The organism is Pectobacterium atrosepticum (assembly GCA_019056595.1).
Classification (GTDB): domain Bacteria; phylum Pseudomonadota; class Gammaproteobacteria; order Enterobacterales; family Enterobacteriaceae; genus Pectobacterium; species Pectobacterium atrosepticum.
In genome coordinates this window covers 3,725,612-3,739,698 of sequence record CP036163.1, presented here as the reverse complement: position 1 = coordinate 3,739,698, position 14,087 = coordinate 3,725,612, and the positions used below count along the sequence as shown (strand labels likewise).

Annotated in this window: 13 protein-coding genes; 5 read left to right on the top strand and 8 right to left on the bottom strand. The window is 52.9% G+C overall.

All coding sequences use genetic code 11. The annotated features are described in order from the left end of the window. Positions 1-3: 3 nt before the first annotated feature. The 3 genes from DCX48_17675 to DCX48_17665 all read left to right on the top strand — a co-directional run bounded on the left by DCX48_17675 (position 4) and on the right by DCX48_17665 (position 2,693). A complete protein-coding gene (locus tag DCX48_17675) occupies positions 4-261 on the top strand; it encodes a phosphocarrier protein Hpr (GenBank protein QXE16181.1) in 258 nt (85 codons plus the stop codon). 45 nt (positions 262-306) lie between these two features. Then, positions 307-2,034: a phosphoenolpyruvate-protein phosphotransferase PtsI gene (gene ptsI / locus DCX48_17670; protein ID QXE16180.1), complete on the top strand. Its 1,728-nt coding sequence runs from the start codon at positions 307-309 to the stop codon at positions 2,032-2,034. A 149-nt stretch (positions 2,035-2,183) separates the two neighbouring features. Further along, positions 2,184-2,693 (top strand): PTS glucose transporter subunit IIA, encoded by a 510-nt coding sequence (locus DCX48_17665; GenBank protein QXE16179.1) that lies wholly within the window; start codon positions 2,184-2,186, stop codon positions 2,691-2,693. Positions 2,694-2,759: 66 nt separating this feature from the next. Here DCX48_17665 and DCX48_17660 read toward each other — a convergent pair whose 3' ends face one another. Together DCX48_17660 and DCX48_17655 are read right to left on the bottom strand one after the other, a co-directional pair. Next, entirely contained in the window at positions 2,760-4,127 is a 1,368-nt protein-coding gene (locus DCX48_17660; GenBank protein ID QXE16178.1) for a HAMP domain-containing protein, read from the bottom strand. Further along, positions 4,127-4,807, bottom strand: a complete 681-nt coding sequence (locus DCX48_17655; protein QXE16177.1) for a response regulator transcription factor — start codon at positions 4,805-4,807, stop codon at positions 4,127-4,129. Before DCX48_17655 ends, DCX48_17660 begins: the two co-directional genes overlap by 1 nt. Before the next feature lie 250 nt (positions 4,808-5,057). Here DCX48_17655 and DCX48_17650 point away from each other — a divergent pair, with 250 nt between their 5' ends. Beyond that, the gene (locus DCX48_17650; GenBank protein ID QXE16176.1) at positions 5,058-6,254 is read left to right on the top strand and encodes an efflux RND transporter periplasmic adaptor subunit; all 1,197 of its coding nucleotides are present in this window, start codon (positions 5,058-5,060) and stop codon (positions 6,252-6,254) included. A gap of 3 nt (positions 6,255-6,257) precedes the next feature. Then, positions 6,258-8,210: a MacB family efflux pump subunit gene (gene macB, locus DCX48_17645; GenBank protein QXE16175.1), complete on the top strand. Its 1,953-nt coding sequence runs from the start codon at positions 6,258-6,260 to the stop codon at positions 8,208-8,210. A 42-nt stretch (positions 8,211-8,252) separates the two neighbouring features. On the opposite strand, the gene cysM is transcribed toward macB, so the two are convergent. The 6 genes from cysM to DCX48_17615 all read right to left on the bottom strand — a co-directional run bounded on the left by cysM (position 8,253) and on the right by DCX48_17615 (position 14,032). Continuing rightward, entirely contained in the window at positions 8,253-9,134 is an 882-nt protein-coding gene (gene cysM / locus DCX48_17640; protein QXE16174.1) for a cysteine synthase CysM, read from the bottom strand. A gap of 174 nt (positions 9,135-9,308) precedes the next feature. Then, the gene (cysW, locus tag DCX48_17635; GenBank protein QXE16173.1) at positions 9,309-10,202 is read right to left on the bottom strand and encodes a sulfate/thiosulfate ABC transporter permease CysW; all 894 of its coding nucleotides are present in this window, start codon (positions 10,200-10,202) and stop codon (positions 9,309-9,311) included. Continuing rightward, entirely contained in the window at positions 10,202-11,056 is an 855-nt protein-coding gene (gene cysT / locus DCX48_17630; protein QXE16172.1) for a sulfate/thiosulfate ABC transporter permease CysT, read from the bottom strand. Before cysT ends, cysW begins: the two co-directional genes overlap by 1 nt. Beyond that, positions 11,056-12,084, bottom strand: coding sequence for a sulfate ABC transporter substrate-binding protein (locus DCX48_17625; protein QXE16171.1), 1,029 nt, complete (start codon positions 12,082-12,084; stop codon positions 11,056-11,058). Before DCX48_17625 ends, cysT begins: the two co-directional genes overlap by 1 nt. Positions 12,085-12,366: 282 nt before the next feature. Further along, a complete protein-coding gene (locus DCX48_17620; GenBank protein QXE16170.1) occupies positions 12,367-13,266 on the bottom strand; it encodes a Dyp-type peroxidase in 900 nt (299 codons plus the stop codon). Between the two features lie 166 nt (positions 13,267-13,432). Then, the gene (locus tag DCX48_17615) at positions 13,433-14,032 is read right to left on the bottom strand and encodes an RpoE-regulated lipoprotein (protein ID QXE16169.1); all 600 of its coding nucleotides are present in this window, start codon (positions 14,030-14,032) and stop codon (positions 13,433-13,435) included. Positions 14,033-14,087 lie beyond the last annotated feature (55 nt).

Sequence of the window (14,087 nt, the reverse complement as noted above, 5' to 3'; positions counted from 1 at the left end):
AGCATGTTCCAGCAAGAAGTGACTATCACCGCACCGAATGGCCTGCACACTCGTCCCGCTGCTCAGTTCGTCAAAGAAGCCAAAGGCTTCACTTCAGACATCACCGTGACGTCCAACGGCAAGAGCGCTAGCGCCAAAAGTCTGTTCAAATTACAAACACTCGGCTTAACACAAGGAACTGTGGTTACTATCGCTGCGGAAGGCGAAGACGAACAAAAGGCGGTTGAACACCTGGTCAAGCTGATGGCTGAGCTCGAATAACCGACGAGTTTTTTAGTGAACACCAGAATCGAGTAAGGTAGGGTTATGATTTCAGGCATATTAGTATCACCGGGTATTGCTTTTGGTAAGGCACTGTTACTGAAAGAAGATGAAATTCTCATCAACCGGAAAAAAATCTCTGCGGATCAGGTGGAGCAGGAAATTGAACGTTTTCTGACTGGCCGTTCCAAAGCATCCGCACAGTTGGAAGCTATCAAGAAGAAAGCGGGCGAGACGCTGGGCGCAGAGAAAGAAGCCATCTTCGAAGGGCACATCATGCTGCTTGAAGATGAAGAGTTCGAGCAGGAAATCATAGCCCTGATTAAAGATGAACATGCTTCCGCCGACGCCGCCGCGTTTTCTGTCATCGAAAATCAGGCCAAAGCACTGGAAGAGCTTGATGATGAATATCTGAAAGAACGCGCTGCGGACATGCGTGATATTGGGAAGCGTTTGCTACGAAACATTCTCAATATGACCATCGTCGATCTGGGCGATATTCAGGATGAAGTCATTCTGGTTGCAACGGACCTGACGCCGTCAGAAACCGCGCAGCTGAATCTGGACAAAGTGCTGGGCTTCATTACCGATATCGGTGGCCGCACGTCTCACACCTCCATTATGGCCCGTTCTCTGGAACTGCCTGCGATCGTCGGCACGACCGATGTGACCCGTCAGGTCAAAAACGGCGACTATCTGATTCTGGATGCAGTAAACAACAAGATCTACCAGAATCCGACTGCGGATAAAATTGAAGAATTAAAAGCCGTTCAGCAGCAATACCACGCTGAAAAGTATGAGCTGGCCAAGCTGAAAGATCTGCCGGCCATCACGCTGGACGGTCATCAGGTTGAAGTCTGTGCCAACATCGGTACCGTGCGCGATGTCGCGGGTGCTGAGCGTAACGGCGCAGAAGGTGTTGGCCTGTATCGTACCGAATTCCTATTCATGGATCGTGACTCACTGCCGACCGAAGAAGAGCAGTTCCAGGCATATAAGGCCGTTGCTGAAGCCGTTGGCGCTCAGGCAGTTATCGTCCGCACCATGGATATCGGCGGTGACAAAGACCTGCCTTACATGGATCTGCCGAAGGAAGAGAACCCGTTCCTTGGCTGGCGTGCAATCCGTATCTGTCTGGATCGTAAAGAGATCCTGCACGCTCAGCTGCGTGCTATTCTGCGCGCGTCCAACTTTGGCAAACTGCGTATCATGTTCCCAATGATCATCTCCGTGGAAGAAGTACGTGAGCTGAAAGCCGAACTTGAGATGCTGAAAGCGCAGTTGAGAGAAGAAGGTAAAGTCTTCGACGAAAGCATTGAAGTCGGCGTTATGGTTGAAACACCTGCCGCCGCCGTCATCGCGCCACATTTAGCCAAAGAAGTCGACTTCTTTAGTATTGGGACAAATGACTTAACCCAGTATACTCTGGCAGTTGATCGCGGTAATGAGCTGATTTCTCATCTCTATAATCCGATGTCCCCAGCCGTCCTTACCCTGATTAAACAGGTCATCGACGCGTCTCACGCCGAAGGCAAGTGGACAGGGATGTGCGGTGAGCTCGCCGGTGACGAACGTGCTACACTACTGTTATTGGGAATGGGTCTGGACGAATTCAGCATGAGTGCGATCTCTATCCCGAGCATCAAGAAAATCATCCGTAATGCAAATTACGAAGATGCGAAGGCGCTGGCGGAGCAAGCATTAGCTCAACCGACAGCACAAGAGTTAAGCAATCTGGTGAGCCGCTTTATTAAAGAAAAAACGCTCTGCTGATTCTGCTTTACCTAATAGATTTCAAGGTGGTAATCAGCACCCCCGACAGGCGATACATTCGCAGTCGGGGTAGCGAAGAAAGCCAATGCCACACCGACTTGAAAGATTAGGGTATACGCTGGCCCAATATTAATGCTTAGGAGAGAATCATGGGTTTGTTCGATAAATTGAAATCTCTGGTTTCTGACGATAAAAAAGACACTGGCAGCATCGAAATCATTGCCCCGCTGTCTGGTGAAATCGTCAATATTGAAGATGTTCCTGATGTCGTATTTGCAGAGAAAATCGTCGGCGACGGCATTGCCATCAAACCAACTGGCAACAAGATGGTCGCACCGGTAGACGGCACCATCGGTAAAATCTTTGAAACCAACCATGCGTTTTCCATCGAGTCTGACAGCGGCATTGAGCTGTTTGTGCACTTTGGTATCGATACCGTTGAACTGAAAGGCGAAGGCTTCAAGCGCATCGCCGAAGAAGGTCAACGCGTGAAGAAAGGCGATGTCGTTATCGAGTTTGACCTGGCTCTGCTAGAAGAAAAAGCGAAGTCTACCCTGACACCAGTGGTTATTTCCAACATGGATGAAATCAAGGAATTGACCAAACTGAGTGGTACGGTTGTTGTCGGTGAAACACCGGTTATCCGTATCAAAAAGTAAGCCGCCATTCTACGCATGGTTTACTACGTTTGCACGAAACGGCACCCGGATGGTGCCGTTTTCGTTTCAGGCTTTCCAGCGCGGCACGCACAGACGAATCACTAACCCACACGGCTCACCGTTATCCGCCTCAATATGCCCACCGTGTGCCAGCACTACTTTGCGAGCAATCGCCAACCCTAATCCATAGCCCTTGCCGGACAATGGTGAATCAACACGAATGAAAGGATCGAAGATACTGGAGAGCTTACTTTTCTCCACGCCTGGCCCCTGATCGGCAACCTGAATCGTCCACTCCTGCTCATTGCCAATTAACGACACCGCAACCTGCTGTGCGGGTGCAGAAAAACGTAGCGCGTTGCGCATCACATTATCGACAGCCCTGCGCATCAGCTCCGCGTTGCCTTTGATCGTGTAATCGTCGTCTTCATCCGCCACGAGCAGGATTTCAACGCCAGTGACCTGCGCTTCATAACGCGTATCGTTTACCACTGCCGTCACCAGCCCCAATAAATCAAAATAGGCCTCCTCAACACCGGAATTCTCCGTGCGCGATAGCGTCAGCAGTTCGCCAATCATCTTATCCATCAGCAAAGCTTCACGTTCGATACGCTGCAAAGAGTTTTCTAGATTGTCCGGGTTCTGCCTCACCAGCCCGATGGCAAGCTGCAAACGCGCCAGTGGGGATCGCAGCTCATGCGAAACATCATGAAGCAGCTGTTCACGCGCGCTAGCCAAGCTATCCAACCGTTCGACCATGGAATCGAAATCACGCGCCACATCGCTGATTTCATCGTGACGTTTACGCATTACCGGCAGCAGGCGCACATTCAGATCGCCCTGCGCCACCTGATCAAAACCAGCGCGGATCTGGTTCAACGGGCGTGCCAGACTCCATGCCAGCACCGAGCTGAACAGCAAGCCACCAAACCCCGCAATGATCACAAACGGCGCAGGCACATTGAGAAATTCGACGGGACGAGGAGGACGAAATTCGCTGCGTAGCAATTCGGCGTCATAGCGTATCTGATACCACTTTCCCGCTGGGCCACTAACCTGCTTGATCACGTAAGTGGCACGCTGCGCACCACGTTTGTCCGGCGTAAAAGCGTCGTCGAGCAAAGCATTTTGCGGGGAGGAAACTAATTCCTGTTCCGACAGCGGCAGAGGCGATTCCGTGATGGAAATGTATTGCTGTTCTTTTTCCGGTAGCAGCGACATCACATCGTTGAGTTCGCCCAGACCGCCATGTTGCAACGCTGCGGCCACCATCTCTGCTTGCATCGTCGCAATGCGTGAAACCACGATTTCTTCCAACGGCTTATGGCGATCGCCGCCCAAGGAAAAAGCCAGCCATAGCAACTGAGATATGACGAGAAACGTCAGCCAGAACCCCAGCAATATCTTCCAGAAAAGTCTTCCACGAATCATCATCAGCGAATCCGATATCCTACGCTGCGCACCGTTTCAATCGTCATCGTGTTGCCCGCCAATGCCCCGAGCTTCTGACGAATATTGCTGATGTGTACGTCCACGCTGCGGTCATAGGCCTCACGGCGACGCCCCAGACATTTTTCGGACAGCTCATCTTTTGACACAACCCGCTCAGGGGAACGGAGCAGCAACTCCAGTAAATTAAACTCAGACGCCGTTAGATCAAACGGCTTCCCACGCCATTCACTGATGCGCGTTGCGGGGTTCAATACCAGATCGCCACTGGCAGCCACACTTTCGTCTCGCTTTGTACTCGGCTGATCGTCATAGCGACGTAGCACCGCACGCAGCCTCGCTACCAGTTCACGCGGGTAGCAAGGTTTAGGCATATAGTCATCCGCCCCCATTTCCAGACCGATGACTCTGTCGATATTGTCACCTCTCGCCGTCAGCATAATGATGGGCAACTGCTGGGTTTTTCTGATCTGGCGCAGCACATCAATCCCACTCATATCCGGCAACATGACATCCAAGATCATCGCGGTGTAGTCACCTGATATCGCGCCATTGACGCCTTCTCTACCCGTTAGCACCCGAGATGTCGAAAACCCTTCCGCATTCAGGTACTCACAGAGCATATCGCCTAGCTCTACGTCGTCATCGACCAGTAAAATATTCATATCCTGTCCTCATTAATCGGGCATACCCGTCATACTTCACGTTGCGGGAAAGCCATTCGCGCACAATTTGAAGTATGGCGGGTATATATAATGTATTCTCAGGCCTGACGTGAATATTCGCAGCCAGATTTACTTAATCCTTACCATTTCTTTCAGCAAAGATTACCGATACCTTTACGGACTCGGGGTAAATTACTCATCTGCGTTATTTACTTCCGTTAAGAGCATTCATTAAGGACGACTTCCCCTGATGCAATCACGATTTTTTACTCGTCGCCGTACGACGATCGCCATTGGTCTTATCGTCACTGCCGTACTTATTCATCTGTTTTTTAACAAACCCTCGCCAGCCCCCAATGCGCTTACTACCGCCGCAGAGATTGCGGATCTCGAACAGACGGTACTCGCCGACGGAAAAATTGAGGCACAGAAGCAGGTCAGCGTCGGCGCACAAGCCTCAGGACAAATCAAAGCACTGCACGTCAAGCTCGGCGATAAAGTGCAAAAAGGGCAATTGATCGCCGAGATTGATGACCTCACCCAGCAGGACACGTTAAAGAATGGCGAGGCCGCGCTAAAAAACGTTCAGGCTCAGCGAGCCGCCAAACTGGCGGAATTGCGTAATAACGAATTAAGCTGGCAGCGTCAGCAAATGCTGATGAAGCGCGGCGTTGGCGTACAGGCCGATTACGATAGTGCGAAGGCGACGCTCGATGCGACCAAAGCCAATATCGACGCGCTAGACGCCCAAATCGTTCAGGCGCAGATCACCGTCAACACCGCCAAGGTTAATCTGGGATATACGCAGATTCGCTCACCGATGGATGGCACCGTCGTCGCGATTCCGGTTGAAGCTGGCCAAACGGTGAACGCGATCCAGACGACGCCAACCATCGCCAAAGTCGCCAATCTGGACACCATGACCATCAAGGTCAAAATATCAGAAGCCGATGTCGTCAAGGTAAAAACCGGTATGCCGGTCTGGTTCAGCATTCTGGGCGAGCCGAATAAACGCTACGAAGCCACGCTGAGTTCGATTGAGCCCGCGCCAGACTCCATCAACACTGACTCGACAACGACGTCATCCAGCACAAGCAGCTCCAGTTCATCATCCAGTACCGCAATCTATTACAACGGTCAGTTCGATGTGAAAAACGCCGACGGCGTATTGCGTATTTCAATGACGGCTCAGGTCTATATTCTGCTGTCTTCGGTGAAAAATGCCATCGTCGTTCCCGCGACCGCGCTCACCTTGCGCAATGGCATGTGGTATGTGCAGGTCGTGAACGCGAACAAGAAGGTTGAATCCCGTCTGGTAACGCTTGGCCTCAACGATAACGTGCGTACCCAAATCCGTTCGGGGATCAGCGTCGGTGAACAGGTGGTTGTCAGCCAGTCATCCGGCGATGCGGCCTCCGCGCATCCCGGCCCGCAGACGGGGATGTAACACATGTCTACATCCTTACTTAAGTTGACCGGCATTACCCGCCGCTTCACCAACGGTGAACAGGACGTTACCGTTCTCAAGGACATCAACCTGACCATCAATCAGGGCGAAATGGTGGCGATTGTCGGCGCGTCGGGATCGGGAAAATCCACGCTGATGAATATTCTCGGCTGTCTGGATAAACCGTCCGCCGGTGACTATCAGGTGGCAGGACGCGCCGTTGGTAAACTGGATAACGACCAGCTCGCTGAACTGCGCCGCGAACATTTCGGCTTTATTTTCCAGCGCTATCACCTGCTTGGCGATCTGACCGCGCTGGGAAATGTTGAAGTGCCCGCGATTTATGCTGGAAAGAGCCGACTGGCGCGCCGTCAACGGGCGGCAGATCTGCTGACCAGACTGGGGCTGGAAAATCGCCTTCACTATCGACCCAGCCAGCTTTCAGGCGGCCAACAGCAGCGAGTGAGTATCGCACGGGCGCTGATGAACGCTGGCGGCATTATTCTGGCGGATGAACCGACCGGTGCGCTGGACACCCACAGCGGCAATGAAGTTCTGAGCATACTTCGCGACCTACACAGACAGGGCAATACGGTCGTGATCGTCACGCACGATATGACGATTGCTGAACACGCACAGCGCGTTATCGAACTGCGCGATGGCGAAGTGATTGCCGATAGACAGACGCGCCCAGAAGAAGCCACAGCATCGTCACCAGAAGCGGCAAGCTCTCCAGCAACCTCTGCCCTGAACCAGTTCAAAGATCGCTTTATTGACGCGTTTAAAATGGCGCTGCTGGCAATGAACGCCCAGCGGATGCGTACCTTTTTGACCATGCTCGGCATTATCATCGGTATCGCGTCCGTCGTTTCAGTGGTCGCACTGGGAAAAGGATCACAAGAGCAGGTGCTGGCCAATATCAACTCGATGGGCACCAGTACGCTGGAAATATTCCCCGGCAAAGGTTTCGGCGACATGGATGCCAGTGCTATCCAGACGCTACGCGCCAGTGATATTCAGCCACTGACGCAGCAGCCCTACGTGCATAGCGTGACGCCCTCTGTCTCCACCAGCGTAACGATGCGCTACGGTAATATTGCCGTTTCCGCCAGCATTTCTGGGGTTGGCGAACAGTTCTTCACCGTACGTGGTTATACGTTAGAACGTGGCGTGCTTTTCCCTCGTAGCAGCGTCGATGAACTGACGCAGGATGCGGTGATTGACAAAAACACGCGCGATAAGCTCTTTCCCCACGGCGAGGATCCCATTGGTCAGGTGATTTTGCTGGGCTCGTTGCCCGTTCGGATTATTGGCGTCGTCAGCAAGAATCAAGGCGGTTTTGGCAGCGATGAAAACCTGAACGTCTGGGTGCCATACACTACGGTGATGAAACGCATGGTCGGGCAGTCCTACCTGAAAAGCATCACGGTGCGGGTGAAAGACAATGTTGATATGAGCATCGCCGAGCAGAGGATTACCGATCTACTGATGCAGCGGCACGGTACGAAAGATTTCTTTATCATGAACACCGATAGCATCCGTCAAATGATCGAGAAAACCACCACCACGCTCACGCTACTGGTTTCGATGATTGCCCTGATTTCGCTGCTGGTCGGCGGTATCGGCGTGATGAATATCATGTTGGTGTCGGTCACGGAGCGAACCCGAGAGATCGGCGTTCGTATGGCGGTCGGCGCACGCACCAGCGACATCATGCAGCAGTTTCTTATCGAAGCCGTGTTGGTTTGTCTGTTCGGCGGCATTGCGGGCGTGGCGCTGTCGTTGGCTATCGGCGTGCTATTCGCACCGCTCAGCAGCAATTTTGCGATGATCTATTCCAGTTCATCGATTATTGCCGCGTTCCTGTGCTCCAGCCTAATCGGTATTATCTTCGGCTTCTTCCCCGCCCGTCGTGCGGCGCGAATGGAACCGATTCATGCGCTGGAGCGGGAATAGCCAACGCACATACATTAAGTACTCTAAATAATTCGAGTAACCTTAATCAAATACCCCGGTGGACAGATACCGATCGCCACGATCGCAGGCGATCGCCACAATCACGCTGCCGGGGTTTTCCGCCGCAATCCGCAGCGCGCCAGCCACCGCACCACCGGTACTGACACCGCAGAAAATACCTTCCTGACGCGCCAGTTGCCGCAGCGTATTCTCGGCATCCACTTGCGTCATATCCAGAATACGATCGACCAGATCGGCGCGGAAAATACCTGGCATATAGTCCGGCGTCCAACGGCGAATACCGGGAATGTGGCTCCCTTCCGCAGGCTGTAACCCTACCGTACAGATTGCCGGATTCTGCTGCTTCAGGTAGCGGCTAACGCCGGAGATCGTACCGGTCGTTCCCATACTGGAGATAAAGTGCGTCAGCTTGCCTGCCGTCTGCTGCCAGATTTCTGGACCCGTCGTGAGAAAGTGCGCCAGCGAGTTGTCTGGATTATTGAACTGATCGAGCGTCTTCCCTTCCCCCGCCAGTACCATCTGTTTCGCCCGATCTCGTGCCCCTTCCATCCCCAGCTTGCGATTGACCAACACCAGCTCTGCGCCATATGCACGCATCGCAGTCTGGCGTTCATAGCTCATGTTGTCCGGCATCAGCAAGCGCAGCCGGTAGCCTTTTAGCGCAGCAATCATTGCCAGCGCAATACCGGTATTGCCGCTGGTCGCCTCGATCAGCCGGTCACCGGGAGTAATGTCACCACGATTTTCCGCCTGCAGGATCATAGAGAATGCAGCGCGATCCTTTACCGAACCGGCGGGATTATTCCCTTCCAGCTTCAGCCAGATTTCACTCTTCAACCCCTGCGTCATGCGCTGTAATTTCACCAGCGGGGTATTGCCAATACACTGCTCAAGCGTTGTCACAAGTTGAGTCCTAAAATGTCTCACCCACTTACGGAGTGAACGATAAAGTTAACGTTGCTGACAAACCCATCATGGTTAATACGAGATACACGGGGCTACCACAGGGCGAGGCATCCCTACGGGAACCTCATCCCTGTGTTTCCCCTAAAATCTGATGTTGCCGGCAATCTCAATTTACGGCTTCTCTGGCGGGTTCTGTTCTCGTCCTTGCGTCAACTGTCGATTAACGCGCCACTGTATAGCGCTTTTGATAAACAGCGTCAGTATCGCCATCACGGTTAATAGCGCCGCAGCGGTAAACGCCCCCACACTGTTATAATCCTGATGCAATAATTCGACCTGTAACGGCAACGTGTAGGTTTCGCCCCGAATCGAGCCAGAGACCACGGATACCGCGCCAAACTCGCCAATCGCCCGCGCATTGGTGAGCACAACGCCATAGAGTAGCGCCCAGCGAATATTCGGTAACGTCACCTTGTAGAACACTTGCCAGCCTGACGCACCGAGTAGCACGGCAGCCTCTTCCTCCTGACTGCCCTGACTCATCATCACCGGAACCAGTTCCCTCACCACAAACGGGCAGGTCACGAATATCGTCACCAGTGCAATGCCCGGCCAGGCAAACATCAGCTGTAGCCCCTGTTCGTCCAGCCAGCCGCCAACCGGGCCATTGGTACTGTAAAAGAGCAGATACAGCAAACCGGCAACCACCGGCGAGACGGCAAAAGGAATGTCGATCAGCGTGAGTAACAGTTGCCGCCCCGGAAACTGAAAACGCGTGACCAGCCACGCCAGCAGCGTGCCAAATACTAGGTTCACCGGTACGACAATCGCGACCACCAGCAGCGTGAGGCCGATCGCGTGCAGCATGTCAGGATCGCTCAGGTTACGCCAGACACCGCCTAGCCCGTGCGATAGTGCAGCAGCAAAAATTGACACCAAGGGGATGACCAGCATGATGAGCGATAATATGACGCCCAGTGCAATCAACGCCGCTTTCGCCCAGTTGCGCTCTTGCCGAACAGGATGAGGTTGGTGCTGCGGCTTCACGTTACGAATTTCCGCCATTACACGCTCCGGGTCCGTTGACCAAAACGGCTTTGCAGCACATTGACAGCAAACAGTATCAATAAAGAAACGGCTAACACGACGGAAGCAATCGCGCTGGCGGCGGGGAAATCAAACTCCTGCAAGCGGATAAAAATCATTAGCGAAACAACTTCCGTCTGCCAGGCGAGATTACCCGCAATAAAGATAACCGCGCCAAACTCGCCTAGACTGCGGGCAAACGACAGTGCCGTGCCCGTTAATAGCGCCGGGGTTAATTCCGGTAAAATAACGTAGCGAAAACACTGCCAGCGATTCGCTCCCAGCGTCTGCGCCGCTTCTTCGTATTCCGGCCCCAGATCTTCCAATACCGGTTGAACGGTGCGCACCACAAAAGGAATACTGGTGAATGCCATCGCGACCGTAATGCCAAGCCAGGTATAGGACACCTTGATACCGTATTCGGCCAGCCATGCGCCGTACCAACCTGTGGTTGAAAACAGTGCAGCCAGCGTCAGCCCCGCTACAGCGGTGGGGAGCGCAAAGGGTAAGTCCATCAGCCCATCCAGCAGAGCACGGCCGGGAAAGCGGTAACGCGTCAGAATCCACGCCATTAACAGGCCAAACCCCGCATTAAATACCGTCGCCAATCCGGCAGCCAAGAGCGTCACCTTGTAAGCGGCCACCACCTGTGGATTGGTAATCACCGCCCAGTACTGCGCCCAACTCATTTCAGAGAGTTGCATCACTAGCGCACTTAAGGGCAGTAACAGAATCAGACAGACAAACAGCAGGCTGCTGCCCAGACTCAGCGCGAATCCCGGCAGCACCCGTTTACTGGAACCAGAAAAGAGGTTACCCGCACCAAAAGACATTACTGACGACCAGCCGCCAGCAGTTTATCCAATTCACCACCGGTATCGAAATGGGTTTTCATCACTTGGGGCCATGACCCAAACTGATCTTCTACCCGAAATAAGGTGGTCTCTGGGAAGCGGGATTTTAGCGCTTGCGCCAGTTCAGGGTTATTCACACGGTAGTAAAAATCGGTAATCACCTTCTGTGCTTCCGGCGTATAAAGGTAATTAAGATAGGCTTTTGCCGCCTGCTCGGTGCCATTCTTCTCGACATTCTTATCAATCCACGCCACTGGGAATTCCGCCAGTACGTTGACCTTCGGGACGATCACCTCGTAATTCTCAGCACCGTACTGGTTACGGATGTTATTCACCTCAGATTCAAAGCTGATCAGCACATCACCCAACTGACGCTCAACAAACGTGGTCGTTGCCCCGCGACCGCCGGTATCAAATACCTCGACGTTCGCCAGAAAACGCGTTATCCACGCACGGGTTTTAGCCTCATCGCCACCGTTGGCTTTACTGGTCGCGCCCCAGGCTGCCAGATAGGTATAACGGGCATTACCGGACGTTTTCGGGTTCGGGAAAATCAGCTTAACGTCATCACGTACCAGATCGTTCCAGTCGTGAATCCCTTTTGGATTACCTTTGCGAACCAGAAAAGCCATGGTTGAGTAGAACGGAGAACTGTTATTCGGTAAACGTGCCTGCCAATCGGCGGGAATCAACTGACCGCGATCGTGTAAGATCTGGACGTCCGTCACCTGATTGTAAGTGACAACATCAGCCTTCAAGCCTTGCAGGATAGCCAGCGCCTGTTTAGACGAGCCCGCGTGCGACTGCTTGATCGTCAGCGGATCGTTGGGGTGCTGCGCCAACCACTGCTTTTCAAAGCCGGGATTGAGCGCAACAAATAGCTCACGCGACACATCATAAGAACTGTTCAGCAACTCGGTAGCAGAGACCGCGCTCTGCCCACCCAGCAGCAATGACAGCGCCAGAGAACCCTTCACCAGCCAGCCTTTCACCTGTACTTGATTCATCTTATTTCCTGCCAGAGTTAGCCTATTCGGTAGGCCTTGTTATAGGGGCTATCGCTTGCATAGCATGCACTTGTCAGTGTAGGGGGAAGCGGTGGTTAACATATAACCTTTATATATAACATTTCGGAGTTTTTAAGCGCTAAAGGGCATAACACCACGGCGAGAGATAACAGGAAAAAAGAGGAGAGATAGCAGAGGAAAATACGGCAGGATAGCCCATGAAAGAAAGCTGAAAGAACCGATGCCTGCACGGAGACAGGCATCAGGAAAACACGTTGGATCTTACAGGGACAAAAGCTGATCCAGAGACGGCGCGAAGAAATAGCTGCCGCTGACCGCACGCGTAAAGCGCAGCATGTCGTCACGTTTACCGTCACGACCGCCGAACATACTCAGCAACTGCTGCTCAATGTTGTGCAAACGCGCGCAGTAAGCGACGAAGTAAAGCCCGTTCTTCCCGCTGGCGGTGCCATAAGGCAGGCTCTGACGCAGGATTTTCAGCCCTTTGCCATCTTCCTTTAAATCCACGCGGCTGAGGTGCGAGGTGACAGGGCGCTCATCGGACGATAGCTCTTCATTATCCTGCTTCGTACGGCCGATCATCTGTTCCTGCTGTTCCACGCTAAAACGCTGTAACTGCTTCAGATTGTGTTCCCAGCGTTGAGTAAACACGTAGCTGCCGCCCGCATCCGGCTGGCCTTCAGGGATAATCGCCACGGCGTGACGGGCATCGCCCTGCGGGTTTTCCGTGCCGTCGATAAAGCCGCTTAAATCGCGATCTTCCACCCAACGGAAACCGTGTGTTTCTTCTTCGATACGAATCGCGCTACCAAACGCGGCGAGCGCCGCCTGTGCCAGCGTGAAATTGACATCATGACGGAGCGATTGAATATGGATCAACAAATCGCGCTGCGTGGCAGGCGCAAGCCCTTTACCCAAAGGCGTGAATGGCTTGAGTTCCGCTGCACAGTGATTGCAGTCCAGATCGCGCCAAACATCGTTACCAAACGCCAGCACGGCGCCTAACCCGGCATCGGGATATTGCTGCTGTAATTCTTGTAACGTCTGACAGAATTTTTTGCATCCCTGCCGGATAGCATCAAACTCTCCCTGAATCATCGCTTCCATAAAAATGGCAAAACGGCGGTGTTCCAATAAAATACCGCTTTGAATTGGTGTCATTTCTGCTTCCTCAAGCGTCAGTTTTTTCTTTTGTTGTTATGGTTTACTACGGTAGTTATGGCGAATATGGCTGCCTAAAAAATATCAGGCGGCGCAGGTATCATACCCGAAGCCGCCTGACTTTTACCTTGCGTAAAAACAAATTAGTCTTTTACATCAAGATGAATTAATTTCGCGCCTGCGCATGCCACACGATTTTGCTCACTTTCCAGGTTTTCAGAATATCGTCGGGCGGCATCAAACCTTCCGGACCACTCCACTCACCGGAATAGACATAGCTGACGTGCGTACTCTGTGGCGCAGCACACTCAACGCTCTGCGCATCGTCACCTTGTCCCAACTGACAGGACTCAAATGCTTTGCTGTAAGTATTGCTAAAGGCGTCACCGATTTTCACGCCACCTGCGCTGTCAATCGCCGGATCCATGACGTCAACTTTACTCACGCTGCCTTTCGGCTGACCGCTGATGATCATCTTCACGTCTTTGCCGTCCAGCGCCTGATAAAACGCGACCAGTTGACCGTTGGATGTCCCCATTCCGCTACGCAGTTGATAACTACCATCCAGCGCGTTCTGTAACGCCCCTTCGGACAACGGTGTACCCGCATTGATGCCGCCAACGCCTGCATCGGTGACCTGTAATGCACTGCCGAACCAGTTAAACGGCGACAGGCTAGACCAGGAAAAATTGGAAAGCGTGCTACATCCGGCCAGCAACAGCGGTAAACCCAGCACCAGCGATAAACCCAGCGGGCGAAAATTCATGGTATGTACTCCTCAAAATTGAGCGGCTTCTGTCGTCAGACACCCTAGCAAGATG